The organism is Chryseobacterium cucumeris (assembly GCF_001593385.1).
Taxonomy (GTDB): Bacteria; Bacteroidota; Bacteroidia; order Flavobacteriales; family Weeksellaceae; genus Chryseobacterium; species Chryseobacterium cucumeris.
Map to the genome: position 1 here is coordinate 791,416 of NZ_LUVZ01000001.1, position 26,222 is coordinate 817,637.

22 protein-coding genes are annotated in these 26,222 nt (G+C 37.0%); 8 read left to right on the top strand and 14 right to left on the bottom strand.

The annotated features are described in order from the left end of the window. Positions 1-2 precede the first annotated feature (2 nt). Positions 3-1,325, bottom strand: coding sequence for a TolC family protein (locus A1704_RS03545; protein WP_062670490.1), 1,323 nt, complete (start codon positions 1,323-1,325; stop codon positions 3-5). A gap of 132 nt (positions 1,326-1,457) precedes the next feature. Between A1704_RS03545 and A1704_RS03550 the strand changes: the two genes are divergently transcribed. Further along, entirely contained in the window at positions 1,458-2,270 is an 813-nt protein-coding gene (locus A1704_RS03550) for an AraC family transcriptional regulator (RefSeq protein WP_062670492.1), read from the top strand. A gap of 62 nt (positions 2,271-2,332) precedes the next feature. On the opposite strand, the gene A1704_RS03555 is transcribed toward A1704_RS03550, so the two are convergent. The 8 genes from A1704_RS03555 to A1704_RS03590 all read right to left on the bottom strand — a co-directional run bounded on the left by A1704_RS03555 (position 2,333) and on the right by A1704_RS03590 (position 11,096). Continuing rightward, on the bottom strand, positions 2,333-5,818 hold the full coding sequence (locus A1704_RS03555) for a glycosyltransferase family 117 protein (protein WP_062670494.1): 3,486 nt from the start codon (positions 5,816-5,818) through the stop codon (positions 2,333-2,335). A 100-nt stretch (positions 5,819-5,918) separates the two neighbouring features. Next, positions 5,919-6,707 (bottom strand): SDR family oxidoreductase, encoded by a 789-nt coding sequence (locus A1704_RS03560; protein ID WP_062670496.1) that lies wholly within the window; start codon positions 6,705-6,707, stop codon positions 5,919-5,921. Positions 6,708-6,889: 182 nt separating this feature from the next. Further along, positions 6,890-7,702 carry a hypothetical protein gene (locus tag A1704_RS03565; protein ID WP_062670498.1) on the bottom strand — a complete coding sequence of 271 codons (813 nt, stop codon included), beginning with the start codon at positions 7,700-7,702 and terminating at the stop codon, positions 6,890-6,892. A gap of 289 nt (positions 7,703-7,991) precedes the next feature. Continuing rightward, the gene (locus tag A1704_RS03570) at positions 7,992-8,381 is read right to left on the bottom strand and encodes a RidA family protein (protein ID WP_062670500.1); all 390 of its coding nucleotides are present in this window, start codon (positions 8,379-8,381) and stop codon (positions 7,992-7,994) included. Positions 8,382-8,481: 100 nt separating this feature from the next. After that, on the bottom strand, positions 8,482-9,045 hold the full coding sequence (locus A1704_RS03575) for a Crp/Fnr family transcriptional regulator (protein WP_062670502.1): 564 nt from the start codon (positions 9,043-9,045) through the stop codon (positions 8,482-8,484). A gap of 71 nt (positions 9,046-9,116) precedes the next feature. Continuing rightward, on the bottom strand, positions 9,117-9,608 hold the full coding sequence (locus tag A1704_RS03580) for an SMI1/KNR4 family protein (protein ID WP_062670504.1): 492 nt from the start codon (positions 9,606-9,608) through the stop codon (positions 9,117-9,119). A 9-nt stretch (positions 9,609-9,617) separates the two neighbouring features. Further along, on the bottom strand, positions 9,618-10,220 hold the full coding sequence (locus A1704_RS03585; protein ID WP_062671576.1) for a TlpA family protein disulfide reductase: 603 nt from the start codon (positions 10,218-10,220) through the stop codon (positions 9,618-9,620). A gap of 156 nt (positions 10,221-10,376) precedes the next feature. Further along, positions 10,377-11,096: a DUF6796 family protein gene (locus A1704_RS03590; RefSeq protein WP_062670506.1), complete on the bottom strand. Its 720-nt coding sequence runs from the start codon at positions 11,094-11,096 to the stop codon at positions 10,377-10,379. A 196-nt stretch (positions 11,097-11,292) separates the two neighbouring features. Between A1704_RS03590 and A1704_RS03595 the strand changes: the two genes are divergently transcribed. The 3 genes from A1704_RS03595 (at position 11,293) to A1704_RS03605 (ending at position 15,752) form a co-directional block, all read left to right on the top strand. Further along, positions 11,293-12,276 (top strand): helix-turn-helix transcriptional regulator, encoded by a 984-nt coding sequence (locus tag A1704_RS03595; RefSeq protein ID WP_062670507.1) that lies wholly within the window; start codon positions 11,293-11,295, stop codon positions 12,274-12,276. Positions 12,277-12,599: 323 nt separating this feature from the next. After that, the gene (locus tag A1704_RS03600; protein ID WP_062670509.1) at positions 12,600-14,930 is read left to right on the top strand and encodes a TonB-dependent receptor; all 2,331 of its coding nucleotides are present in this window, start codon (positions 12,600-12,602) and stop codon (positions 14,928-14,930) included. Positions 14,931-14,933: 3 nt separating this feature from the next. Further along, entirely contained in the window at positions 14,934-15,752 is an 819-nt protein-coding gene (locus A1704_RS03605; RefSeq protein WP_062670511.1) for a DUF4249 domain-containing protein, read from the top strand. 51 nt (positions 15,753-15,803) lie between these two features. On the opposite strand, the gene A1704_RS03610 is transcribed toward A1704_RS03605, so the two are convergent. After that, on the bottom strand, positions 15,804-16,529 hold the full coding sequence (locus A1704_RS03610; RefSeq protein WP_062670514.1) for a YoaK family protein: 726 nt from the start codon (positions 16,527-16,529) through the stop codon (positions 15,804-15,806). Between the two features lie 395 nt (positions 16,530-16,924). On the opposite strand from A1704_RS03610, the gene A1704_RS03615 reads away from it, so the two are divergent. Beyond that, positions 16,925-17,611 carry a Crp/Fnr family transcriptional regulator gene (locus tag A1704_RS03615; RefSeq protein WP_062670516.1) on the top strand — a complete coding sequence of 229 codons (687 nt, stop codon included), beginning with the start codon at positions 16,925-16,927 and terminating at the stop codon, positions 17,609-17,611. A gap of 102 nt (positions 17,612-17,713) precedes the next feature. Then, positions 17,714-18,109, top strand: a complete 396-nt coding sequence (locus A1704_RS03620) for a VOC family protein (protein WP_062670518.1) — start codon at positions 17,714-17,716, stop codon at positions 18,107-18,109. 74 nt (positions 18,110-18,183) lie between these two features. Here the strand turns inward: A1704_RS03620 and A1704_RS03625 are convergent, their stop codons facing one another. The 4 genes from A1704_RS03625 to A1704_RS03640 form a co-directional block, all read right to left on the bottom strand. Next, a complete protein-coding gene (locus A1704_RS03625; RefSeq protein ID WP_062670520.1) occupies positions 18,184-19,131 on the bottom strand; it encodes an alpha/beta fold hydrolase in 948 nt (315 codons plus the stop codon). 145 nt (positions 19,132-19,276) lie between these two features. Further along, positions 19,277-19,684 (bottom strand): ACT domain-containing protein, encoded by a 408-nt coding sequence (locus A1704_RS03630; RefSeq protein ID WP_062670523.1) that lies wholly within the window; start codon positions 19,682-19,684, stop codon positions 19,277-19,279. 477 nt (positions 19,685-20,161) lie between these two features. Continuing rightward, the gene (locus A1704_RS03635; RefSeq protein ID WP_062670524.1) at positions 20,162-20,815 is read right to left on the bottom strand and encodes a response regulator transcription factor; all 654 of its coding nucleotides are present in this window, start codon (positions 20,813-20,815) and stop codon (positions 20,162-20,164) included. Beyond that, entirely contained in the window at positions 20,793-22,526 is a 1,734-nt protein-coding gene (locus A1704_RS03640; RefSeq protein ID WP_062670526.1) for a sensor histidine kinase, read from the bottom strand. Before A1704_RS03640 ends, A1704_RS03635 begins: the two co-directional genes overlap by 23 nt. Positions 22,527-23,211: 685 nt before the next feature. Between A1704_RS03640 and A1704_RS03645 the strand changes: the two genes are divergently transcribed. Both A1704_RS03645 and A1704_RS03650 read left to right on the top strand, forming a co-directional pair. Further along, positions 23,212-24,399, top strand: a complete 1,188-nt coding sequence (locus A1704_RS03645; protein ID WP_062670528.1) for an FAD-dependent oxidoreductase — start codon at positions 23,212-23,214, stop codon at positions 24,397-24,399. Between the two features lie 13 nt (positions 24,400-24,412). After that, complete coding sequence (locus A1704_RS03650; RefSeq protein WP_062670530.1) at positions 24,413-26,185, top strand: flavin monoamine oxidase family protein; 1,773 nt, start codon at positions 24,413-24,415, stop codon at positions 26,183-26,185. The last annotated feature ends 37 nt before the right edge of the window (positions 26,186-26,222 follow it).

Consider the following 26,222-nt stretch of genomic DNA (forward strand, 5'->3'; position numbering starts at 1 on the left):
TTTTATAAAACGCCTGTAATATTTTGTAATAAATAATAATTGTTCTGTGCCATAATTTTAGCCGCTTCCAGTTCAAATTTTGTCTGAAGCAGCTGTATATCTGCATCCAGCAGTTCTGTGATAAGAGAAGTCTGGCTGAAGTAAGTATTTTTGATAATACGTGCATTTTCCTTTGCCTGAGCGACATTGGCTTCTGCCACTTTTATTTGTTCCAAAGCTTCCTGGTACCTTAAATAAGCTTCTTTCACCTGCTGTCTTACTTTATCCTCCGTATCCCTGTGCACTTCCTCTTCTTTTTCAAATTCAAGCTGGGCTGCCTTTACTTTGTGGGTATTGTGGTAAAGGGAAGAGATGGAAAATGAAGCTTTAATTCCCACAATCCCCAATGAATACCAATACGGATTGTACGGATAGAGAAAAATCTGTGGATTGGCATAATAAAATTCGCCATACATCCCTATTTTAGGCCTTACATTCGCTTTTACCTGTTTCAGTTTGATGATACTCAGTGCTGTCTGCTGTTCAGAAACATGGTAATCAAAAGAATGATCCAATGCCTGTTTCAGATATTCATCATACGTTGTATTCTCATTCCATTGATTAAACGGCGCTTCAGGAATAACAACCTGTTCATCCGGAATTCCAAGAATAATATTCAGTTTCTGCATGGCGATGAGGATATCATTTTCTATGGTCACCAGTGCCATTTTTCGTTTTGAAAGTTCAAGTTCAATTCTTAAAACATCACTTTTTAAAACCACTCCGTTTTTATAAAGAGTCTGTATTTCCTTCAGTTGTGTTTTCTGATCATCAATATCCTGCTTGATAAGATCTCTGAAGATTAAGGTTTTCTGTAATTCCAGATAAAGCGATGCTGTTTTGTAGTGAATATCTGAAACGGACTGTTCTTTCCGGATATCCTTAATTTTCTGAAGCGTTTGATTTTCCTTAATCTTAAGATTCAGTTTGTTTCCGTTATAAATATTCAGATAAAAATCTGCTCCGGCTCTGTAAAGCGTATGGATAACTTCATGCTGGGTAGGTTTTGAAAAGATTCCGTTCTCATAGATAGGAATGTTGGACGCTTTTTCAGCAGAGCCTTTGACTTCTATTTCCGGAAGGCGCTCTCTTTTAGCGTCTTTTACTTCGGCTTCGGCAATGTCTACATTAATGGTATTGATTCTGATATGGCGGCTGTTTTCCTCCGCTTTCTGCCATGCGTCTTTTAGGGAGAGTCGTATGGTATCCTTTGCTGGACTGCCGGTCTGCGCTGATACGATGGAGAAAACTCCAAACATCAGCAATCCGGCGACATAAATTTTCATTTGAATTTTTGAATTATTGCACTGCAAATTTATTGGCAATCCGGATATTTTATTTATCTAAAATAGTCAACTTTTACATGATTCCGGCCAAATGATTATATTTGTATTTTCTTTGGTATTTTAAACTTTTTAATGGGATTAATTGCTGCACTTCCGGACATAGATAAAGACGACAAAAGTGTATTTGTCATGCATGAAAAATCAGAAAAACTGATTCCTTTTCACAAACATACGAAAGGACAGCTGAGCTATGTGGAAGGGGGTATCGCCTATATTACGATTGACAACAGGACCTATGTGGTTCCGGCAAGGCATTTCTTCTGGATTCCGCAGGGAATGGAGCATATTTTAGAGATCGGACATACGGCAACGGTTTTGCGGTCTCTTTACTTCTATGCCCATGATGATATTTCAGATCCTTTCTACAGCAGACTAGGCATTTATCCGGCATCAGAACTCCTGATTCAGATGATCAAATATTCTGAAATATGGGATGAAAAGCATGTAACTGCAAAAGATGAAAACTTTGAATTTCTGGTAGCATTAAAAAAGATCCTTCCTAAAACCCATCAACAACCCTTGCCTATTATTCTTCCCGCCACCCATAATAAACAAATGATGCGGATTGTATCTTATCTGGAATGGAATATCGGGGAAAAATTGACTCTGTCCAATGTCAGCAGCAGATTTGGTTTGAGTGAGCGTTCTCTGTCGCGGCTTTTCAAAGCAGATATGGATATTTCTTTCCTCCAGTATTTAAAAACATTAAGAATCATCAAAGCCATTGAACTCCTTTTAAATACAGACAAACCCATCAATGAAATAGCGGATGACGTTGGATACAGCTCTATCAGTGCCTTTAGTGATACTTTTCATGAGTTTACCCAATCCAGACCTTCTGATTTAAGGAAGAGCAATAAAGCTATTCAGAATTTTACAGATTAAATTGGACCCTGAATTAAATAAAAGCCTTTAAACATTATGCTTAAAGGCTTTATCACTGATTATTACTGTGTCACTTTCATCATCGCATTGGTTACCTCAATTTCTTTTTTCCTGGAATAGGTGGAATCAAAGGGCTCCATAACATTGAATAAATACTGATAAAAGGGAACGATCTGGCGTATATTTTCAGCTTCTTTCCCTGCTCTTTCTTTGTCCATCTGCTGAAGCCCTTTTATGAAGATATTGAATTTTTTGTCGATAGGCTCCATTGCTTTTAAAAGATACGCATGTGCTTTTTCATTTTGCCCAAGCTTTTTGTAGCCTTCAGTAACAGCAGAAACCACCAATGCATATTCCATCGGCTTGGACCTCATCTGTCTTTTGGCTGCTGCTTTAAATGAAGGAGTAAGACTTTGATAATAATCGTATTCTTCAAATATTCCTTTTTTGAGATTTTCTACCAGCTGAAGCCCCTTCTGCTCCTGCCCTGCAACAATATATCCGGTAACCATGGCGCTCAGTGAACGTGGATCGTTGTATTTTTCAGCAGGAATTTCTTTTGCAGCAAGTTCCAGTAACTCGAATGCTTTCGCTTTCTGCCCGCCTGCCACAAGTGCAGATACAGCTCTGCTCACCGACATTCTGTAGCCCAAAATATTTGACGTAGCTGTTTCATCATAATAAATACTCAGATCTTTAAAATTTCCCCATCTGAAATTTTTCACCACCTGATAAAGAGATTGGGCATCTACTCTTCCTTTGTCTCCATCAGGCCCCTGAGGCGTATGAATGGGAACCAATCTGTAGCTGAAACCGTCAAACTGCAGATATTCGTCCAGATAAAAAATATTTTCACTGTCGTACATCCCGCCTGAAGAGAAACTGATCGGGCGCTTCCAGTCGAAATTGGCCAGCATATCCAGCATCATCAGATTGCTTTTATAAAGGGTATTCGCTTCATAATTGATCATGATCTGATCTACAGCATCCGGAAGATCGGACTGATTAATAATTCCTGCTTTTACAGCATTTTCTTTGTTGACAGGAAGAATAAATTTACTGACAGGAATAATATTGTATTTTTCATATTGTTTTTCGCCGAAGTACATTTTCAGCAGTTCATCTTTTTCAGACGATTGTAATTTCAGGAATTTCATAGCATCCTTAAGGGTCATTGAATCCTGAGTCAGATATTTTCTGAATTCCTGGAAAGCCGTTTCCGGCGCTCCCTGTTCTTTCAGCATCTGGAAAAGTCCTTCCCAATCTTCTTTTTTCATCAGATACACCTGATCATTGACACCGTCTCTATATTCTTCATGCGTTAATTCACCCGGAATTCCCATGGCATTGTAGGTTCTTCTCTTCACCTGATCAATATTCCATGGAGTGGCCAAAAGGGTAAAGTTGACTGTTTTCACATCATCCCTGAATCTTTCTGTTTCCTGAATAGCCCACACCGGAAAGGTATCATTATCACCATAAATAAAAATGATATCATCTTTAGGCAATGACCGTAAAAATGAATAGGCATAATCGCGGGCTGCCGTTTTTTTGCTTCTGTCATGGGAAGTATAATTCTGGAATCCCATCATCAAAGGAACCCCTAATAAAAAAGTTCCCAGAATAATATTGGCAGCATTGGATTTAATCTTAGACTGAATCAGCCAAAGTATTGCTCCTGCTCCCAGACCAATCCAGACGGCAAAGACATAGAATGAACCTACCATGGCATAGTCTCTTTCCCGCACTTCAAACGGTTTTACTCCGGTATAGAAAACAATTCCCACACTGGTCAGAATAAACAGTGAAAGCATCGCATAAAATCTTCCAAAATCTCTGTTCAGCTGGAAAAAGAAGCCAATCAATCCTAAAACTAGCGGCAAAAAGAAAAACTTTACAGTACTTTCATTTTTAAATTTGGCAGGCATACGATCCTGATCTCCCCATAAAGCATTATCAATAAAAGAAAATCCTGATATCCAATTTCCATTGGTATTTTCCATGTGCCCCTGAAGATCATTTTGTCTTCCTGCAAAGTTCCACATCAGATATCTTACAAAGTAATATCCGTTCTGAAATGATATAAAATAATCCATATTCTGAGTGAAAGACGGACGTTGCACCTTGATAACATCATAAGGCTTCACTTTCAGATAATCTTCGACCGTAATAGAATCTCCTTCATATTTTGCTCTTAATTCTTCAAAAATCCTTTTCGCTTCCGGATTATCTGCAACGTCTTCATTCTCATAATTAAAAGTAAAATCAGGAGCTCCATATAAAGAAATATAGTTTGCCATCACTTCATTATCCTGATTGAACATTCTTGGCATGAAGCTTATATGGGATTTGTTAAACACATAGTTGAAACTCTCCCCCGTTTTTCTGTAGGTCCCGGTTTTTTCATCTTTTTCGTAAATATCTCCGGTAATGTCTCTTTTGTAGCTTCCGTCTTCATCTTTTTCCATTCCGTTTTTATCAAGAAAGGCGGTGTAATTCTGTCCGTAAATGGTAGGCCAGTCACCGTATTGCACTCTGTTATAATAATCTCGCATTCCGATGGCCGTATCCGGATCATTAAGATTCATAGGAGGATTAGCATTGGCTCTTATCGGAATTATCAGCCAGCATGAAAATCCGATGATCATATAGACCAGAGATAAAACAACAGTCTGATAGAGCTTTCTTTTTGTTTTCTTCACATATTTAATCAGAAGATAACTGATGATGATCATGAGAACAAACGCCACCATGGTCCCCGAATGGAAAGGAAGTCCCAGCCCGTTCACGAAGAAGATTTCAAGATTTCCAAACATCGTCATGATCAAAGGAAAAATCATCTTGAATACGAAGGCAAGAATTCCAAGTGTAACCAAATTGGCCACTATAAAACTCTTCCACGAAAAAGTATAATTTCTGGCATAATACACCAGGCATATGGCGGGAATGGCCAGCATACACATCATATGCACTCCTACAGAAAGCCCTATAATGAAGAAAATAAGAATGATCCATCTCTCGCTGTCTACGGCTTTATATTCATTTTCCCATTTGGTAATGAGCCAGACCATCAAAGCAATAAACATGGAAGCCATTGCATACACTTCTCCTTCCACTGCTGAAAACCAGAATGTATCTGAAAACGTAAAGCATAAAGCACCAATCACTCCTGCAAACAGAATTGATATTTCCTCATGTTTTGTCATTTCTTCAACATCTTTATGTAAAAGCCGTCTTAAAAAATGGGTAATTGTCCAGAACAGAAAGAGGATCGTAAATGCACTGAATAAAGCCGACATAGCATTGATTACAATAGAATAATGTTCTGCATTCCCTAATGCAAAAATACTGGCTACCGCTCCCATAATCTGGAATAAAGCCGCTCCCGGCGCATGGGTTACCTCCAGTTTCACAGCTGAAGAGATATATTCTCCGCAATCCCAAAAACTAAGGGAATGTTCTATCGTTGAAAGATAAGTAATAAGCGCAATAGCGAAAAGAAACCATCCCAGTACGGTGTTCCATTTTTTAAAAGACCAGTTTTTCATATCATATTTTCCAATATTGATATGACAACTCAAGAAAAAGGTTTATTACATTTACCTTATTTATTTGGAATAATTTATTAATTTCTTAAATGGTAAAAGTTTAATAGGTATTATTCAATCCTCCATCCAAAGGAATACTTGTTCCGGTAAGATAATTTGAATATTCCGAAGCCAGAAAAGCCACGAGATGTCCATATTCCTCAGGTTGTCCGAATCTTTTCATCGGAATCTTATTTTCCCTCGCCTTTTTTATTTCTTCTTCAGAATTGCCGCTTTGCTGCGCTTCATGAGCAACGAGTTTCTGAATTCTTTCAGTATCGAAGTATCCTGTTAAGACATTATTTACCGTGATATTATGCTGTGCAATTTCGTTGGAAAGCGTTTTGGCCCACGCAATCACTGCAGAACGGATAGAATTGGACAAGGCCAGATTTCCAATCGGTTCTTTTACTGAAAGAGATGAAACATTAATGATACGCCCTTTCTTCTGTTGGATCATATGAGGTAAAGCCAGCAATGTTGTTTCACAAACAGTTTTAAAAAGAAGATCAAATGCTTTCTGATAATCCTCTGTATTTTTATCCACTGCCAACCCCGGTTCCGGACCATTGGTATTATTCACCAGAATATCTATCGAATGATCATTAAAAAATCCTTCTATAATTTTCTTATAACTTTCAAAATCTGAAAAATCTGCTACCAGGTATCCATGTTTCTGATCAGGATTGATGACTGGCAGTGCAGCAACGAAATCTTTAAGTTTAGTTTCATTGCGGGCCATAACAGTAACATTGGCTCCACATTTTGCCAGTTCTACAGCAATTCCTGCTCCTATTCCCTGGGTTGCTCCTCCCACTAAAGCGTTTTTTGAAAAAAGTTGAATATTCATCTTTGCAATGAGTATTGATTATCTGTATAAATATAAGCAATCTTTATTTTTAATGATCATTTAATGCACAGCAGGCGCTATTTTATACAACAGTAAACACCAGGGTAAGCTGGTGTTTCAGTATTTGTGTTATTAGAATTTTTGCTAAAAGAATAATGCCTGATATGGGAACTTTAAAGAAATTAATCTCCGATACGGAAAACAAGTAATTGGGTAGAGGTTGCAGCCAGACTCATTCCTGCTCCTCCACAGTTACCGGATTGGCCTCTTCCAAGAGTTATCGTCCATGTTCTGTTGGCTGGAACAGTGGTAGCATAGGTTATGGTACCGCCGTGATTAGAAAGGGCTCCTTCTGAGTGTGAAGCCGTACTGTGAATTCGAGTAGAACCTGTGTTAAGAGGGAAATCTATAAAATATGAGCTGATAGTACATCCTGTTGCATTATGAGTTGCTTCATACACAAAAGTCATCTGATAAGTTCCTGCAGGAAATGTAATAGTACTTGTTCCTGCGTTATAGCTCATACCGGGAATGGTATTTTTAACCACAGACATAGGGACCACCTGTGATCCGCCTGCACCTTGTGCCTGCAAGAAATTGGTCTGTGCAGTTTCCAGCCTGAAAACTGCAGGATTTGGAATAGATAAAGCGCCTAATGTACCGATACTTTTAACAACACCAGTCGCATCCACTACCAACAGAGGATCTGTAGTGGTATTTCCTGCAGAAAGCCCCTGTACTCGCAACGGATCGGTTCCATTGATATGAAGCTTATTCGTTGGAACCGTAGTCCCGATTCCCATGTTTCCAGCGGCAGTAACAGCTACATCATTGGCCTGTTGTGCCGCCGAAGGTGTTCCTGTAGCGGGATTATCTTTGGCTGCATCAATATTGAAAACACCCTGTGGATTGGAAGTCTGAATACCTACCTGCGCACTTATAAAAATATAATTTCCTGTTAGAAGAAATAAAGAATAGATAAGTTTACGTTTCATAATAAATAATTTTTGATCAACATTAAAATGATTTTAAAAACAAAAAGCTAAAATTATTGTGATAAAATTAAAGATTCAACCTAAATAATCACTTATATTAAAACAAATATAATAAATTTCACACAAAAGAGAACTAGGCTTATAAAAATAATTGTTAATTTTTCAATAAACTCAATTTCAATTATCAGCATTCCAATCAGATTTATCAATCTTTCAGATAATATTTTTAAACAATACAAAAAACCTTCTTAATATATAAGAAGGTTTCTTTTTAATTTTAAACGATAATCTATTTGACCACGGTTGCTTCCAGTTCCACTTTTAAAGTTTCAAACAAACCTTTCACTTCAAGCATTGTTACGGCCTGCTGAATTTTATGTCTGCCAATCCATTCCTGAAGAATAGGAAAATGAGGCCAGAGTTCTTCCGTAGAAGTAGTATAAATATTTAATCTTACAATACCGCTGCATTTATACCCTGCTGTAGTAATCACTTCTTCCAGGTTGGCAATAGCCCGTTCCAGCTGCGATTTCATATCCTTATTACTGGATGTTCCATCGGGGGCAATAGCTGCCTGTCCCGAGCAATATAAAGTACTTTGCACATTTTTTACCTCTACCGCCTGTGAATAGCTTCTTTCATGCTGCCATTTCCAAGGATTAACCGTTCTTTTTTCCATTGTCTTGAATTTGTTATTTGTTACTGTACAAAATTGCAGAACAAATACAGCAAATTCCTGTGATACGGATCACGATTATAGTGTGAGTTTGATCACAGCGTTACAGAGGCAGACGGCTTAAAGTTTCTCTGGACACTCCTAAATAAGCAGCCAAAAGAGATTTGGGAACACGCTGAACAAGAGAAGGATATTTTTTCAAAAGCTGCTCATAGCGTTCTTTTATTCCTGTTGTCATCATGGAAATGGTACGCTGTTGGGCCGTAATAAATCCCATATATGCTTTTTCAAGGAAGAAATGCTCCAGCTTTGGAAGTTGAGCGCAAAGTTTTCTGTAATCGTCCAGCTTAATACACAGTACTTCCGTATCTTCAATACATTCCAGAGACATTGTTGCTGCCGTTTGCTGATAATAAGCGGGAAAATCTGTTTCCCACCAGTCTTCCATGGCAAATCCAACAATATGTTCTTTTCCGGTTTCGTCAGAATAAACCAGCTTCAGCAAGCCTTTCAGGACAAAATAATTATAGGGAACCGTTTCCCCTTCCTGTACCAGAAACTGATGTTTCTTATATTTTTTATAAGTAAAGCAGGATGATATGAATTCAAATTCATCATCATTAAGAGGAATTATTTTTTCAATATGGGTTCTTAGCTGATGCAGCATATTCTATTTCTTATGGTAAAAGTATTCTTTTTTCACTTAGACATTTACATTCATTGCTGATAAAATCAGCGTTACAATGTAAACGGATACATATCACTTAATGTGGGATGAATAGTATTCAGGGCTTTATAAAACTCTTGCCGAACCGGCTCAGTGATATGGTCATATTGATCAAAACAGTCATCCAGCTGACGGATAATGAATGCCATTTGCAGCCATTCTTCAAAATTAATATGCATCGGCTTCAGCTTCCCTTCATCATCATGATCATAGAAAAAAACCTTCTGATCCCTGTCCAGAAACCATCGGTCACCTTGTCCGTTGCCAGCAAAACACCAGTACTCCGGCAAGTTAAATTCTTTATTTTCATTGACTGCATCCACTGAATTGTACAGAATGGTTTCAGAAGATATTTCTGTTGTTTTTATTTGAGTAACCAGCGTTTTATAGTTTTCAGAGAAAGGAAAATCTATAACCTTTGGAAAGTTCTGCACGGCGCTTTTTTCTTTAAGGATTTCATTTTCTATTGCTGTAAGAGTTGGCAGGATAAAAGGAATCATCATTATTAAAAATTATGGATTTTCTTTCAAAAGCTCATCAATCTGTTTATAAAATGAATCTTTACTGTAGTCTGCCAATCCTTTATGATGCAGGCGGATTTCTCCTTTTTTATCCAGTATAACAGTGGTTGGTAAAGATCCGCTATACAATACATCAGGGATATTTCCGGCCGGCGTAAGAAAAGGAACCGTAAAGCCTTTTTCTTTTAAATAAGATTTTCCAGGAGCAGGAGTATCATCCAGATTTACTGTAAGAAATACCATATCCGGATTGTTTTTGTACTGATCATACAGTTTCTGAACAGACGGAAACTCAGCACGGCACGGAGGACACCAGGAGGCCCAGAAATTAATGAAGACTACTTTATTCTGTAACGCAGAAGGATCGATAACCTTTCCATCTTCATTTTTCAGCATCAGCCCGGCATAGGAAACTTTGGCTGCATTATTCAGGGTTTCTTTTGGTTCTGATATCCTGGAATTGAGAATTCCTGTGGAAGCCACCTGTCTCATCAGCCATGCCTTTGCATCTTTATTCACCAAAATGATAATAAACAATACTGTAAGTACTGCTGTAGAGCCATTTTTTCTTAACCAGATCTTCAGATTTTCCATATTCTCCCGCTTAATTCCCAGCCAATATAGGATTAATATTTTGATCAACATTCCTAAAAAGATAGTTTTTAATGTAAAAAAGCCTTTAAATTCTAAGATTTAAAGGCTTTCCTCTCCATTTATTTCAAGTTAAGATCATGGTCATATTTTTTATAGCTAAATCCTGTTCAGCAATTTCTTTCTGAAAAAGAAAAGCAGTGAACTGAAAAATGTCAGATAGGCAATATTGAATATGGCACCTCCTACCCATCCTGAAAAAGGAAGCGGTAAAAGATTTTTTATAGGAATGATAAACAAAGTAAGGGCAAATGGTGTCAGCAGAGCCATCCACCCCGGCAACAGGGTTTTATTGAAAAGAATACAAACAGCAAAGGAAATCCATCCCACTGCCAGTACACCAATGGCTGTTCCCCAGGCAATGTTCAGCATTTTCATAAAACCTCTTCCCGTCTCCAGAAGATAAGGGTGAGAGACAGAGTCTGTTTGATAAACTGCTTTATAAATCTCCCCCACATAGAAAAATCCGGCATGTCCTAAAGGTGATAAAACTGCCCCTGCCAGTAGGATCCAATACACAAAGACTGCATACCATTTTTGAGTGTCTTTGAAAAACTGATATACCAGCCAAGTGGCAGGAAGCAGTAAAGGCCCCGTAAGAGCACCAATCAAAGCACCAAACATCAATCTCGGAGTGGAACCTTCCAGCATTAAAGTTGCAAATTCTACATTTACCTGATCTGCATAGGTCTTTGAAAACAAAAGATAGTCTGATGGATCCGGATCAAATCCGGCAACGTAAATGTCACCAATAATCCAACATATTGACACTGCTATTGCTGCAGCAAAAGACCAGTTTATTTTACCTGAATATTTCATAATTTTTAATAATTAATTTTATATAAGATGTACATCGTTTCATTATTTCTTTCTTTTATTTAAAAGTAATTTAATTATTAAGAATGATTCTAAATAATTATTACCTTTGTGCAAACTTACTCTAAACATTCAACAGAAAGGGTCTGTAAAACGGAATAAAAAGTCCGTAAAAAGGAAATTCAAACAACAAAAGGAAATGACAGTACGGCTATATGATGAAAACTTTGGAAACATGCTTATGGAGCGGGACTATCCTTCCTCTTATTTCTTAGATGATGGAGGCATCCAGGAATGCATTACCCAGCTTACTCCTCCTTATGGAAATGGTTTTTATCACGAAATAAGCTTTACCCATGTCCATATCAGTTTTGGGAATATTGTATTGAATAAACCGCTTCAATTGTACCTTGAGAGTGATTTTGATTCGGTAGAAATGCATTTTACCCTGAAAGGAAAAAGCAAAGCCATTTCGGGTAACTTCCAAAAAACAATAGTGTTTGATAACTACCAGCACAATATTATTTATGCCCATCATATGGAAGGCAGGATGGAATTCGAAGGTCCGGAAATGTATGTATTCGAAATCAACCTTGCTCCTGAATTCTTTAAAAAATTTCTGCCTGAACATTCAGTACTGTTTGAAATATTCAAAAATTCGATTGACAAGCAGAATTCATCTCTCATTCAGACTGAGCATAGCCGCATTACCCATGAAATGTATCAGATTCTGAACGATATTATTCTTTGCAACAGAAAAGGGACTTTCAAACGAATTTATCTTGAAGCTAAAGTAAATGAACTTCTTCTGTTGCAGCTTGAACAGTTTGTTGACAGTAAATCCTCATCTTCTTCCCTTCAGAAAAAAGATATAGAGAAAATGTACGCTGTGAGGGATTATATTGTAAAGAACCTGAATACAGATAGTTCCCTGAATGATCTTGCCCATCTGGTAGGAACCAACGAATTTACTTTAAAGAAAGGATTCAAAGAGCTCTTCGGGACTACCGTTTTCGGATTCTGGAATGATCTCAAAATGGAGCAGGCTAAAAAAATGCTTCTCGACAGCGATCTGAATATCAGTGAAATTTCTGATCGTATCGGCTATAAAAATCCGAGACATTTTTCATCAGCATTTAAACGAAAATTCAATATCCTACCAAGCCAGATCAGAAGCAGATAGCATCGTGCAGTCTTATAAAAGCTTATTTGTATTTTTTAAATTCCGGGTAATAATAAAAATTAAATAACGGTCGTTAATAATTTGTTTTTCAATAAATTCTACAAAAAAAACAATAATAAATTAATATACAATGCATAATACTGCTTTTTATCTGACAGTCCTCTTTTATCCTTGCCATTATCATTTCCGGAAGTCTGCTTTTCCCATGGATTTATTTCATAATTAATTTGTTACCTGTAACAAATCCCCTATTTATCCAACTCATTGAACATCATCAAAACATTAACTCATAGACAAGAGATCTACTACTTTAAAATAAACTAATGCAAACATCCTTTTTAAAAATCACTGCAGCCACCGCTGCGCTCTGTTTCAGTACCCTGGCAATAGCCCAGCAAACGTATTCCGTAAGTGGAACCGTGAAAGACAAAAAAAACGGTGAATTGCTCATCGGAGTTTCTGTAAAAGTAAGTGAAGATCCTACCATCAATGTTGTAGCCAATGAGTATGGATTTTACTCACTTTCCTTACCTGAAGGAAATTATACCCTGATTATTTCCTACCCTGGATATCAGGATTTTGAACAGCAGATCAAAGTAGATCAGAATATAAAAGTTGATCTTCCCCTCCTTCCTGCAGAAACTGCAGCAAAAGCAATTGATGAGGTGGTGATAACCGGCATTAAAAAGGATAAAAACTTGACTTCGGCTCAAATGGGAGCAGAAACATTAAGCATTAAAAATATAGAAAAACTTCCTGTTCTGTTTGGAGAAAAGGATGTAATGAAAACCATACAGCTTTTACCCGGCATTAAAAGCAACGGTGAAGGAAGCAGTGGATTCAGTGTACGTGGTGGTGCTACCGACCAGAACCTGATTTTACTGGATGAAGCTCCGGTTTATAATGCCTCTCACCTTCTTGGATTTTTTAGTACATTCAACAGTGATGCTCTGAAAGATGCCAGCATCATTAAAGGGAACAGCCCCGCACAATACGGAGGCCGCCTTTCTTCTGTATTAGATGTTAAAATGAAAGACGGAAACAACAAAGATTATAACATCAATGGAGGAATCGGACTTATCAGCAGCAGATTGAGTGTGGAAGGTCCCATTCAAAAAGAAAAGTCTTCATTCATTGTTTCAGGGAGAAGAACGTATGCGGATTTGTTTCTTAAAACCAATAAAGATTATAAAGACAACAAATTATATTTTTATGATCTGAATCTTAAAGCGAATTATCAGATCAATGAAAACAACCGTATTTACCTGTCCGGATATTTTGGAAGAGATGTTCTGGGATTGGGAGATACTTTCAATACCGACTGGGGAAATACTACGGCAACTTTGAGATGGAACAGCATTATCAGCAGTAAACTATTCTCCAATACGTCATTCATCTACAGTAATTATGATTATAAAATCAGTCTGAAAAATGATGATACTGTATTTGATTTAAATTCAAAAATCCGTGACTGGAATCTTAAGCAGGACTTTACCTGGTTTGCAGGAAACAAACATTCTGTACGTTTTGGTCTGCAGTCTATTTATCATACCCTTACTCCGAGCAGTGCTTCCGGCACTACAGTGAGCAGCTTTGCAAGAAATCCGAGATATTCATGGGAAAATGCCGTTTATATTAATGATGATTATAAAGCAACGGAAAAGCTAACGATTAATTATGGAGCAAGGCTCTCCATGTTCAGCATATTGGGAGGTGATACATTCAATACTTATGAGAATGGTGTGCTCACCGACAGTAAATTCTTAGAAAAAGGAAAATTCGGAAAAACCTATGTGAATATTGAGCCACGTATTAGCGCCAACTACCGCATCAATGAATTTAGTAGTGTAAAAGGAGGTTATTCCAGAAATACCCAGAATCTTCACCTCTTAAGCAACAGCAACAGTGGAAACCCTACCGACCAGTGGATAGGAAGCAGTTACACGGTAAAACCGGAAATTGCAGATCAGATCAGCCTTGGTTACAGCAGAAATTTCAACAACAATAATTATGAACTGAACGCTGAAATCTACTATAAAGACATGAAAAACCAAATCGACTTCAAAAATGGAGCTCAAATTGGTTTTGACACTGGAGCGGATGTAGAAAGTGAACTGCTATTCGGAAAAGGAAGAGCTTACGGTCTCGAACTTATTGCCAAAAAGAAAAGCGGAAAACTGACAGGATGGATTTCCTATACCCTTTCCAAAACAGAAAGAAAGATTAACGGAATCAATAATAACGAATGGTACAATGCCAGAATGGATAAAACCCATGACCTTTCTATCGTTGCGACCTATCAGCTTAATCCAAAGTGGAGTTTTTCGGGACTTTTCGTATATAGCACAGGAAATGCGGTTACCTTCCCTACCGGAAAATATGAACTCAACGGACAAACCATATTCCAGTATAGTAACAGAAATGCAGACAGAATGCCGGCCTATCACAGAATGGATCTGAGTGCGACTTATGAACCAAGTTCCAATAAACGATTCCGTGGTTCATGGACATTCGGTATTTACAACCTATATGGTAGAGAAAATGCCTACACCATCAACTTTGAAGACAATCCTGACCGTCCCGGAACAACCCGTGCGATGCAGACTTCTTTATTCCGTTGGGTACCCAACATCACTTATAATTTCAAATTCTAAATCATGAAAAACACATTATATATCATAGTATCTCTTCTTGCATTAACTTCTTGTGAAAAAGAGATCGACCTGGACCTGAATGATCAAAGCGGAAACATTGTCATTGAAGGAAATGTAACCAATCAATCAGGACCTTACACAGTAAAAATCACCAAGTCAGTAAGCTTTTCATCACCTAATCAATATCCGGCTGTTACTGGCGCTCAGGTTATTTTAAGTGATAATACAGGTCAAACAGAAACCCTTCATTATGTAGGAAACGGAGTCTATCAAACGACTACTTTTGCCGGAGAACCTGGTAGAACCTATACTTTGAAAGTAGAGTCCGAAGGAAAGCAGTATAGCGCTCAGAGCAAAATGCCTGAAGTGGTCAATTTCGATGGATTACAGCAGAGTTCTTTCAAATTTGGAGATAAAACCACGTATACCCTCTTACCATTATTTACAGATCCATTACCATTAGGAAACCGCTACCTTTTTAGCTTCACCATCAATGATCTTACTAAAAAGTACATGAATACTTTTTCAGATAATGTGAATAACGGATTACCCAATCAACAGCCTCTGATTCTTCCTAATGACGATAATAAAGGCAGAGATCATGAAGTGGTAGTAGGAGATAAAATTCATGTAGAGATGCAATCTATAGATAACAACGTATTTACGTATTACAGTGCTTTACTTCAGATTTCAGGCGGCAATGGCGGAACTGCAACTCCAACCAATCCTCCAAGTAATATCAGTAATGGAGCATTGGGATATTTTTCAGCCCATACTACAGATACACAAACTTTTGTTATCGAGCAGATGACCACTCCATAAATTTAAAAAAGGATATTCCAATGATGGGAATATCCTTTTTTATTCTCTGTTCTATCTTAATCTCCTTTTTAAAGCATAATATCTATACAGAAGCTTATCATACCGGATCACACAAAACAGAAATCCTGCTGTAACCATCAATGTTTTGAGACCGATCATGCTATACCCAAAACCGCCAATAATGCATCCTGAAAAAAAGAAGGCGATAATCACCAGTTTAAGAGTGATGTTCTTTGTAAGCTGTTTCTTTTCATTTTCCCGTTCTTTAAAGAAAAGTTTTGAAAGTTCTATTCCCAGATCAGTAAATAATCCCGTAAGATGAGTCGTTCTCACCACAGACTGGGATACTCTTGTTACTAATGAATTCTGAACTCCCATTGCAAAAAGCAAAAGACCGGCAATGGTATAAGGAGATATTGATAGTTTCAGTAGCCCATCATCTGATAGTCCTACAAAACCTAATATCAGAATTTCAGTAATCAAAGGAATAAGATGCGGGCGAAACATGCTACGTCCGGAAGAAAATTCAACCATAAAGCTTGAGCAGAATGCTCCTCCCAGAAAGCACATAATAAAGACAAGATAAGTAAGAGCTTCACTATAATGACTGAGTAGAATTTCTTCGGAAAAGAAGGCAAAGTGCCCCGTTATGTTGGTGGTAAGTATTTTAACAGATAATACTCCCACAATATTCACTATTCCGGCAACAAAAGAAAGTGCTGATGCCAGCTTAAGATTATGAAAATAGGTTCTGTTTCTCCCTCTGTGCCTGAACATTTTAAATTTCTATAAGGGTTGTGTATTGTGTTTTTTTAAAATTTTACTCAAAAAACAGCTGGATAAAATAAATAAGCAAAAAAAAATAAATTAGAAATGTCAGCATAAAGCCGTGAAAAACATATCCGCTTAACTATTTATCCAGTGTTCTTTATAGAATTACGGAATCCCCTTTAACGTAAAATTCTACTTTTTCCGTAACAAATAACAGATCAGTCTATGACATGAAAATGCCTTTAAAACCTCTCTGAAATGTTCTGTTTCTTATTTCAGTACCAATTTTATTACTTTTGTAAAAGTAATTCGTTCAGAAAAAAAACCATGTGATATAGATGGGTTTAAAATGTGATTTAAGTTAAAAACTGAGCGTAAATTCAACAGCCGTATAAAAAATTATGATCTCAAAATTTATTTTCAATAATCAGTATCTTTTTGATGAACTCCCCGAGTATGACAAAAATCTGCTTACAGGAGCAATGAAAACCAAAAACTACCGTAAAAATGAGCCCATATTTACGGACGGGACAAAACCTAACGGCGTTTACTACCTGAATGAGGGTAAAATAAAGAAATACAAGGTTGATAATGACGGAAGGGAACAGATTATTTACATTTACAGTTCCGGAGAATTTTTCGGCTATTCTGCGATCCTGAGCAACGAATCTTATGGAGATACGACCTCAACACTGGAGAATTCAGTTATTTCTTTTATTTCGAAAGACAGCTTTCTGGATATTCTAAGCCAATCATCAGTACTTTCAAGGTTGTTACTGAAATCTTTGAGTCATGAATTCAGTGTGATGGCCAACCTTATTGCTGTTTTATCTCATCGTACCGTAAGAGAAAGAGCCGCTCTCAGCCTGCTGATTCTTCATGATAAATATAAATCAAGTGATGCTCCTGATGAAGAAGTATTTATTACGCTTTCTCGTGTGGATCTTGCCAATATGGTAGGAACGGCCAGAGAAACTTTAGCGCGTATCATCAATGATTTCAAACAGGAAAAACTCATCAGATCCGAAGGACGGAAAATACAGATCATCAACGTTAAACAGTTAATTCATATTGCTAATTTTTATTAGTAAAATTATTCAAATTAAAAATCGTTTATTTCTACTGACAGTCTGTTGTCATAAACACCTGTTACCTTTGCTTATAATTAGTTTAAACAAATAAGTATCCTTATGAAACTTACCTCATTAAGAATGATCAGCAAAGACATTAAAGCAACAGTAGCATTTTATGAACAGATCTTGGGTATAACTGCCACATGGTATACGGAAGATTTTGCAGAACTTTCTGCAGATTCTATTACGATCGCTGTCGGAAGTACACGAACAATGAAAATGTTCTCGGAAGGTCTTACCGATTTTGCAGGAACAAAATCAACCATCATTGAGTTTTTGGTTAAAAATGTTGACGAAGAATATGAAAGAATCAAAAGTATAGCTTCCGAAATTATTCAAGAGCCCACAACAATGCCCTGGGGAAACAGATCTCTCCTGTTCTGTGATCCGGATGGCAATATGATTAACTTTTTTACTCCAGTGAGTGAAGAGGCTATGAAGAAATTCAGTTAATTTTTTATCCATCAACATAAAACTCGCTGAGGACTTCAGCGAGTTTTTCATAAATATATTGATATTATTTTAATTTATTCTCCAAGGAATTCAATGGCTTTTCCAACAAATGCATCATGATATTGATAGAAAGAAGCGTGTCCTGAATCCGGGAAAATTACCAGTTCTGCATGGTCTAAATGCTGAGCCATATTTTTCGCATTCTGAACAGATACCGGAAGGTCGTTTTCACCATGAACAATCAGTACCGGATTTTTGATTTTTTGTATTTCTGTAAGGGCATCAGGATTAGGTTGAGCCCAACTCAATACAGCGGTAAACTGCGAGTTTGAAGTGGCATCACTTAAAGAAAGATCCCTATCCGTAGTACGAAGCTGAACCCGTGCGAAAGATGCTTTTCCTTCTGCAATACTTTGAGCAGATTCTGTAAAACCGAATTTCAGAAATGAAGCTTCCGGGCTTAATCCGGCTGTTCCTGCAATAATATTGGGAAGATTAGATAACCCGATTGCTCCCTGTGGGCCTGTACCTGTTAAAATCACTTTATTGATCAGTGAAGGGTTAGTCAGTACTATTCTCTGTGCAATAAATCCACCCATTGAAAATCCCATGATATTTACTTTGGTATAATGTAGAGCTTTAATAAAATCTACAGCATCATCGGCCATCGCCTGAACCGTATTGGGCGTTGTTCCATTTGAAGAAGCGACACCTTTATTGTCAAAGATAATTACCTTATACTTCTTGGCCAGTCCATGAGTCACTGCAGGATCCCAGTCATCCATTGAACCTCCCAATCCCGGAAGAAGAACCAGAGGAACTCCATCTTCTTTTCCTAAAACACGGTAGGCAATGGCATTTCCTTTAACAGTTATGAATTGGGTTTTGGCAGTTTGGTGGCTGTTATTTTGTATCTCCTGTGTCGTGGGAGGCTCATTTTCTTCAGTGCAGGATACGGTCACTACCGTAAAAAGAGTTAAACATAATAAGCTTACGGCTGAGATTTTTCTGATTGTTTTCATTGTCGTTTATTTTTGTATGATTATGGTGCAAACATAAAACACAAAAACAGGAAGAACACTTATAAGCTTTATCAACAGGACATTTTAGCCGCCCAATTAGACATTTTACAAGGTGAAAATAAAAAGTAAAAACTCAAAACAATGTTTAAAGTTCCTGAGCTGATCTCAATGCATCAAGGGCATCCATTGCTTTTTCAGCGTCTTTTACTGCTACAAAAATATGATCATGAAAATAAGCTGCCACTACGTTACAACTAATATTCTCCTTTCTCAAAGCATTGGCAAAAGCTGCAGTAAGTCCTACCGCTTCCAGAGAAGAGTGAATATTCAAGGTAATCCAGGAAGAAATATAACTGTAGTCTAAAGACCATTCATCTGCAATATTTTTTTCTAAAACAATAGTGACCGCTTCAGTTTCCCGAAAGAAAAACAGAATTCTATCGATATCCTGTATTCCACCTAAAGTTTCAACAGTACAAAATACATATTCTCCTCTATTCAATACGGGTTCCATATTCTGAATCAGTACCGCTAAGTCTTTTTCTCCTGACATCTTTTTTTGATGCAAAACTAAAGCATCGATGGCAGCATTTGTTTATCATTTGATAAAAAACGCAAAAAGGAGGCTGTATGCCTCCTTTTTGTGTTTGTAATGTAACCTATCACTGAACCTCACTATATGTGTTTGTGTTTTTTTTGATCATTTGGCTTTTTTAAGAAGTCCGGTTAAGGTTATTCATACACTTCTAATTTCATCAGTGTTTATTAATTTTTCATCATTTGTGTTTCTATAACTACAGTTTTATTATTTGTATAGTTATAATCATTTGTTGTTTTTGTGTTTGAAACTTCAGAAGTTAAAAAGCATTTCTCAGTTGCTTTTTCATTACTTAAATTTCATAGTACAAAGGAACAACATTCTCAAATAAAATTCCCTATAAACCCCATCGATACATATCGATCGACTTATAGATATTTATCGATGAAATATAATATCCTGACTCATTGAAGTGGTGATTATCCTGAAACACTATAGTTTATGATGGGTTTTGACAAGCTCTACCAGCTCAACTATATTTTCGATCTTTAGTTTTTCAAAAATATTCTTTTTGATTGTGCTTACTGTATTTTGTTTGATATTCAGACTGTTTGAAATTTCCAGGTTTCCATACCCTTCAGCATAAAGTTCTGCAATCTCCATTTCTCTTTTGGTTAAAATGTTGAGGGGACTTATCAGATCCGGGTTGTAAACAAACTGTACCAATAGATTTCGTAAAAGAGCAGAGAAATATTCACCCTTCTCGATAAAGGCCGTGATCGCTTCCCTTACCTCTTCCTCTTCACTCAGTTTACTCAGATAACCATCAGCACCGGCTTTGATGAATTTAAGACCATGCAACTCTTCTTCAAGTCCTGTAAAAATCAAAATTTTAATATCAGGATTTACACTTTTCATCTGAGGTAAAATATGAAGACTGTTTCCGTCCGGGAAATGGGCATCAATGATAGCCATCTCTATTCCTTTTGATTCTATGAGCTCCAAGACCTGATGTAGGGATGAAGTCTGATACACTTTAGCGTTAGGAACAATATCACTGATCACAATTTCCATTCCCTGACGTACAATACTGTGGTCGTCTGCCAGAAGGAATATAATCTCTTTATTTTGAATTGGTGTTTCCATTATTATTACTATTTAAATTGATCCTGAATGTCACTTTAGTTCCTTTATGCAATTTGCTTTCCACAGATATATCGCCATCGAAAAGTTCTACAATTTCTTTTACCAGATTAAGGCCAAGTCCCGCTCCCAGATTATCCACTTCATCAGAAACCATTCCCTGATAATAAGGATCAAAAATTTTACCGAGATCAGATTCTGATATTCCTACTCCGGTATCTGCTACTGTTGTGATCAGGGTAATTTTATTGTCTCCAAGGGATTCTGTAGACAATACAAGATCAATCTGTCCGTTTTCTGTAAACTTGTTGGCATTTCCCAGAATATTCATAAAAATCTGATTGATTCTGATATTATCCGAATACACTACTAGATTTTCAGGGATTCTGTCTGTGACCGCAAACCTGTTGTTTCTCGTTTCCAGATAAGGAGTAATGACCTTTACAATAGAACTGATCTCATCTTTAAGGTTAAAAACAGATTTTATAAGTTCTTTTTCTGCATTTTCATTTTTAGTGTATTCCAGAATCTGGTTAGATTGCAGAAGCAAAGTGCTGTTGGTAAACTTAATGGATTTAAGATAATCCTTTATCGTTTCATCTTCAGTAGATCTTTGAATTTTATCTATGAAAATATTGATGATTTTCAAAGGAGATCTCAAGTCATGACTTAACATTCCCAAAATCCTGTTTTTGAAATTAAGGTTCTTTTTAATTTCCTTATTGGCTGCATCCAGTTTTTGTTCATAAACAAAAGCCATTCTTGTAAAATACATGATCAGAATAGAAACAATAAACATCAGAATCATCAGTCCCAATACGAGATAAGTCCTTATCTTGTTATTATTCGAGCTCTGTTCGTTGTATTCTCTTTCCAGTTCAGATTTAAAATCTTTGATAGCATTTTCGTATACTTCTATTAAGTTATTACTGTACACCAACAGTTTACTGAAATTGCTGTAAAACTGTAAGTTATTTTTCTGACTAATGGCTGCAAGGAGCTGAACCTTCTTTACTTCAGCTGCATAATGCTTGTCTATAGATTTTATCGTATTGTCCATTTTGGATTTTACCTGAGAAAGATCTATAGTTTTATTATTGGTCATCGTAATCACCGTACTCTCCTTCTGAACATCTACTTTCCCTGTTACCGCATCTTTTAAACGCCCGAAAAAGCCTTTCTTTTTAACCGTATCCGCATACGTACGGGTTTGAATCTTGAAATCTTCAAAATCATTTTTATACTTGGCAGGCTCATAGTGCTTATCCTCGATTTTTGCCGGTGGATTCAGAGAAGTCTGGTACACTGAATCTATCAATGTCTTCAATTTTGCAGTCTTTAAGGTATCCTTGCTACGAAGCGCCAGATTTTTTTTCAGTCTCGGACTTGTATTTTCATATTCACCAATTTTATCAAAATTAGTCTTAAGCTTTCTCAATGACTGGAAATAGAGCTGCAGATCATTATTATCCTGAGTCGCCATGTATTTTTGAAGATGATCCTGTGCATCCATGAAATCTTTCCTGGAATTATCAGTCAATCCTCCCAATGCACGGCTTTCCTCAAGCTGATCTTTAATAAACTTCAGCTTCTTCCCATTGACAAATTCATTGTAGAAAAATGTGGCAATAATGACCTGTATCAGTAAAATACAAAGGATCAAAGAGTAATGAACAAGTTTTCTCAATTTAAAATTTAAGAATTTATTTTTCATATTTGTTTATCAGTTAAATTAATTTCCTGATGACATAAGTCCATTAGATATTAGCCTTTAACAATATAGCATTATTTTCAATAATTTCATAATATGCATATATCATTCAATTGGCAAAGTTAAAGTAATTTTTGTCTTCTTATAATAATGAATATTTGATTAAACTCACAGAATTTATTTTTTTTTACTATTAAAATGCTTTGTAAACATTCAGTTTTATGTATGTAAATCTATTTTTTTAGATCAATTGCAAAAAGTTGAGGCTCAGTAAAATATTATTTTTCTGTTCATTTTATTACAAATAGTAAACAATAAGTCAAAAAAATGAGCATATAACTCATAGACCACTTATTCCATATCCACCTTGTAATTATTGAAACAGCCTTCTGGATATGGATTTCCTGGCATTCCGTATTTCTACTCAATACCACATTTGGTAATTAACACTCTAAGAAGATATATGCTCTTCTTTGTTACTTTGAAAGGCTTATTAACCGTGACACTATTCAATGGAAAACCAGAATATTCACATGTACCGGAAGATTGGTCTCTACACTTAAACTATCGTAGTAAATAAGATTCAGAGAGTATTAAAAATTAGTAATGAGGGTACATTCCTTCATATGGATGTCTTTACTTTTTTGTATCTCTTCTTACGATTATAAAACATAAAACAAAATAACCTATGATTACAGAAAACTACGACGTAATCGTCATTGGCGGAGGAGCAATAGGACTGGCTACAGCTTATCATCTCGGTCAGCGTCAGGCTAAGACTTTAGTACTGGAACAATATACTTTTGTGAATCAATTAGGCAGCTCTGCAGGAGTATCACGCCAGTTCCGGATTCCTTATCCGGATGAATATATGGTACAAATGGCTTTAGAGGCACAGCCTTATTGGGATGAATTGCAGAAAAAGACAGACGCCCAATTGCTGGATAAAGTTGGAACACTTTGGTTTGGAGACCCTGAAGTACACTCCACTGAAGGAAATATTGCGGAGGCAGAAAAAGCATTACAGGCTTTAGGAGTTCCTTATACGACTTTAACATCAAAGGAAATTGAAGAGCAGTATCATTTCAAAAATTTACCGGATAATTATACAGGCCTGTTCCAACCTGATGGTGCCAGCATCAATTTTAAAGCAACTATTGAAACACTTTTAGCTCTTTGTCAGAAGGAAGAAACCGTAGAACTCAGAGAAGATTCTCCGGTGCTTGAAATTAAACAAAACGGTGATCTTTTTGAGCTTACTACACCCAACGGAATTTATATCGCTAAAAAACTGGCCATCATTCCCGGACCTTATATCAACAGTGTGATCAATCTGCTTGATTTTAAAATAGAAGCCACTTACTGGAATATGTCTTCTGCTTATTTTAAAAAGACCGACCCTACGATACAATATCCAACATGGTTTGTATTTCAGAATGCAAGCGGAGAAAACGGCAATCAATTCTACGGCTTTCCTTCCGTGGAATGGGATCATCCCGAATACATTCGTGTAGCACCTGATTTTGTAATCAAACCTTTGGAAGAACCGAGTGACAGAACACTAATTCCCAACCCTCAGGAACTGGCTTATACTTCAGAATGGATTAAGAATCATATGAGCGGACTCAGCATCGTTCCGGAATATACTTCAACATGCCTTATCGCTTTGAGTACAATTCCTAATAAAGAACTACTGATTGATTTCGCTCCGTCTTATGTTCCCAACCATAAAAACATTGTGGTGTACGCTACCGGATGGGCAGCCAAATTCACTCCTTTCTTAGGAAAAATCATGTCGGATCTTGCCTTGGATGGACATACAGATTTCGATATTACCCCCTTCCGATTAGGATATAAATATTTCTTAGCCCTTTAAAAATTATAAAACCATGAATCAAGAAAACGTCAACAAAAATACACCGCTGTATCCAGGAATGCAGCGCGATCTGAAAGTAGAAGTAGCCATTATCGGTGCCGGAACTTCCGGATTATATACTGCCTTTCGCTTGGTAGCAGACCAAAAATACAAAGGTCATGAAGTCCAGATCTTCGATATGAGTGACAAATTAGGAGGAAGACTGGAATCTGTCAAGATGCCGGGAATGAATTTCTGGGGTGAACTCGGAGGAATGCGTTATCTGACTTCTCAGGAAATTGTAACAACTCTGATTGAAGGTTATCCATTGAAAGAAACAGATCTGAGCAAAAGAACCCCTGTTCTGAAAGATAAAATGACTCCTATTCCTTTCCATATGGGAGACCCTGACAAACTGTTGATGTACATCAGAAAAGAGCGTTTCAAACAGAATGCATGGACAGAAGAACAGAAACAAGGCAATAAACTGATTACACGCTACTATCTGAATGAAAATGATGAAGGTTTCAGCTCTGATCAGTTATTCAACAAAATTATATATAATGTTTTAATGGCAGACCCATGGGTAGCTGCAACCTATAAAGATCTGATTATTGCTGATCCTAATGGTTATGATTACACTTTCAAACTGACCAGCCGAGACTGGGATGCTATAAAACCAAGAATGGTTTACAATTTCCCGGGTTCTCCTTATGACAAACGCCTGGTAAACGATATCGGTTTCTGGAACTTAATCAAAGACCAGGTTTCTCAGGAAGGATATGAGTTCTTAGCAAATGCCGGAGGATATTATTCCAATACCATCAACTGGAATTCTGCAGAAGCGTTTCCGTATATGGTAGGAGATTTCTCTGCTGATACTACCTACAAAACCATTGAGGAAGGCTATGACAGTATTGCCTATGCAGTAGCCAACACTTATATGGAATATGAAGGAGCACGCATCTGGTCTGAAAACAAGCTGATTACTTTCACCAAAGATCATCATTTGACCGCTACCCATAAATACGAATTAACTTTCCTGAATATACAAAGCAACGAAACATGGAAAGTGTATGCCAATTCAATCGTATTGGGTATGCCAAGAAAATCACTCGAACTTCTGGATCAGAATAACTTCTTTTTTGATGCCAACAGACACCAGAAACTGAACGAAAATATCCGTTCCATCATCATGGAGCCCGCATTTAAAATCCTTATGGGTTTTGAAGGTCCGTGGTGGAGAGATCTGGGGATTGATTCCGGGCATTCTATTACAGACTTACCTATGAGACAATGTTATTATTTCGGTACCGATACTGAAACTAAAAACTCAATGTTATTGGGAAGCTATGGTGATATGGAAACAGAAACATTCTGGAAAGCACTTTCTGATGACAAAGTGCTGTTTAAAGTAAGAGCTGCAAGATCTGCCTCATTGGAAGAATTGCATAAGTTTGACGATGTTCAGGCTACAGAATTCATGGTGAATGAATTGATAAATCAGCTGAAAGAATTACACGGAGTAGATATTCCTCAACCGTATGTAACCTATTTCAGAGACTGGACAGATGATCCTTACGGTGCAGGATATCATGCATGGAAAGCAGGTTTCTCCGTAAAAGATGTGATGCCTTATATGAGAAAACCGTTGATGGATGAACAGATTCATATTATCGGGGAAGCGTATTCTGATCAGCAAGGCTGGGTGGAAGGTGCTTTCTGTGAAGCAGAAAAAATGCTTCAGACTCATTTTAAATTAGACTGGCCCTACTGGTTAGATCCTGAATATTATTTAGGATGGTAACCATGTATTAATAGTAAGATGATGTGTAATAAGCTCC

Coding starts and splice junctions, on each gene's coding strand:
- A1704_RS03545 (WP_062670490.1), bottom strand. CDS start 1,325: ATGAAAATTTATGTCGCCGGATTGCTGATGTTTGGAGTTTTCTCCATC.
- A1704_RS03550 (WP_062670492.1), top strand. CDS start 1,458: ATGGGATTAATTGCTGCACTTCCGGACATAGATAAAGACGACAAAAGT.
- A1704_RS03555 (WP_062670494.1), bottom strand. CDS start 5,818: ATGAAAAACTGGTCTTTTAAAAAATGGAACACCGTACTGGGATGGTTT.
- A1704_RS03560 (WP_062670496.1), bottom strand. CDS start 6,707: ATGAATATTCAACTTTTTTCAAAAAACGCTTTAGTGGGAGGAGCAACC.
- A1704_RS03565 (WP_062670498.1), bottom strand. CDS start 7,702: ATGAAACGTAAACTTATCTATTCTTTATTTCTTCTAACAGGAAATTAT.
- A1704_RS03570 (WP_062670500.1), bottom strand. CDS start 8,381: ATGGAAAAAAGAACGGTTAATCCTTGGAAATGGCAGCATGAAAGAAGC.
- A1704_RS03575 (WP_062670502.1), bottom strand. CDS start 9,045: ATGCTGCATCAGCTAAGAACCCATATTGAAAAAATAATTCCTCTTAAT.
- A1704_RS03580 (WP_062670504.1), bottom strand. CDS start 9,608: ATGATGATTCCTTTTATCCTGCCAACTCTTACAGCAATAGAAAATGAA.
- A1704_RS03585 (WP_062671576.1), bottom strand. CDS start 10,220: ATGGAAAATCTGAAGATCTGGTTAAGAAAAAATGGCTCTACAGCAGTA.
- A1704_RS03590 (WP_062670506.1), bottom strand. CDS start 11,096: ATGAAATATTCAGGTAAAATAAACTGGTCTTTTGCTGCAGCAATAGCA.
- A1704_RS03595 (WP_062670507.1), top strand. CDS start 11,293: ATGACAGTACGGCTATATGATGAAAACTTTGGAAACATGCTTATGGAG.
- A1704_RS03600 (WP_062670509.1), top strand. CDS start 12,600: ATGCAAACATCCTTTTTAAAAATCACTGCAGCCACCGCTGCGCTCTGT.
- A1704_RS03605 (WP_062670511.1), top strand. CDS start 14,934: ATGAAAAACACATTATATATCATAGTATCTCTTCTTGCATTAACTTCT.
- A1704_RS03610 (WP_062670514.1), bottom strand. CDS start 16,529: ATGTTCAGGCACAGAGGGAGAAACAGAACCTATTTTCATAATCTTAAG.
- A1704_RS03615 (WP_062670516.1), top strand. CDS start 16,925: ATGATCTCAAAATTTATTTTCAATAATCAGTATCTTTTTGATGAACTC.
- A1704_RS03620 (WP_062670518.1), top strand. CDS start 17,714: ATGAAACTTACCTCATTAAGAATGATCAGCAAAGACATTAAAGCAACA.
- A1704_RS03625 (WP_062670520.1), bottom strand. CDS start 19,131: ATGAAAACAATCAGAAAAATCTCAGCCGTAAGCTTATTATGTTTAACT.
- A1704_RS03630 (WP_062670523.1), bottom strand. CDS start 19,684: ATGTCAGGAGAAAAAGACTTAGCGGTACTGATTCAGAATATGGAACCC.
- A1704_RS03635 (WP_062670524.1), bottom strand. CDS start 20,815: ATGGAAACACCAATTCAAAATAAAGAGATTATATTCCTTCTGGCAGAC.
- A1704_RS03640 (WP_062670526.1), bottom strand. CDS start 22,526: ATGAAAAATAAATTCTTAAATTTTAAATTGAGAAAACTTGTTCATTAC.
- A1704_RS03645 (WP_062670528.1), top strand. CDS start 23,212: ATGATTACAGAAAACTACGACGTAATCGTCATTGGCGGAGGAGCAATA.
- A1704_RS03650 (WP_062670530.1), top strand. CDS start 24,413: ATGAATCAAGAAAACGTCAACAAAAATACACCGCTGTATCCAGGAATG.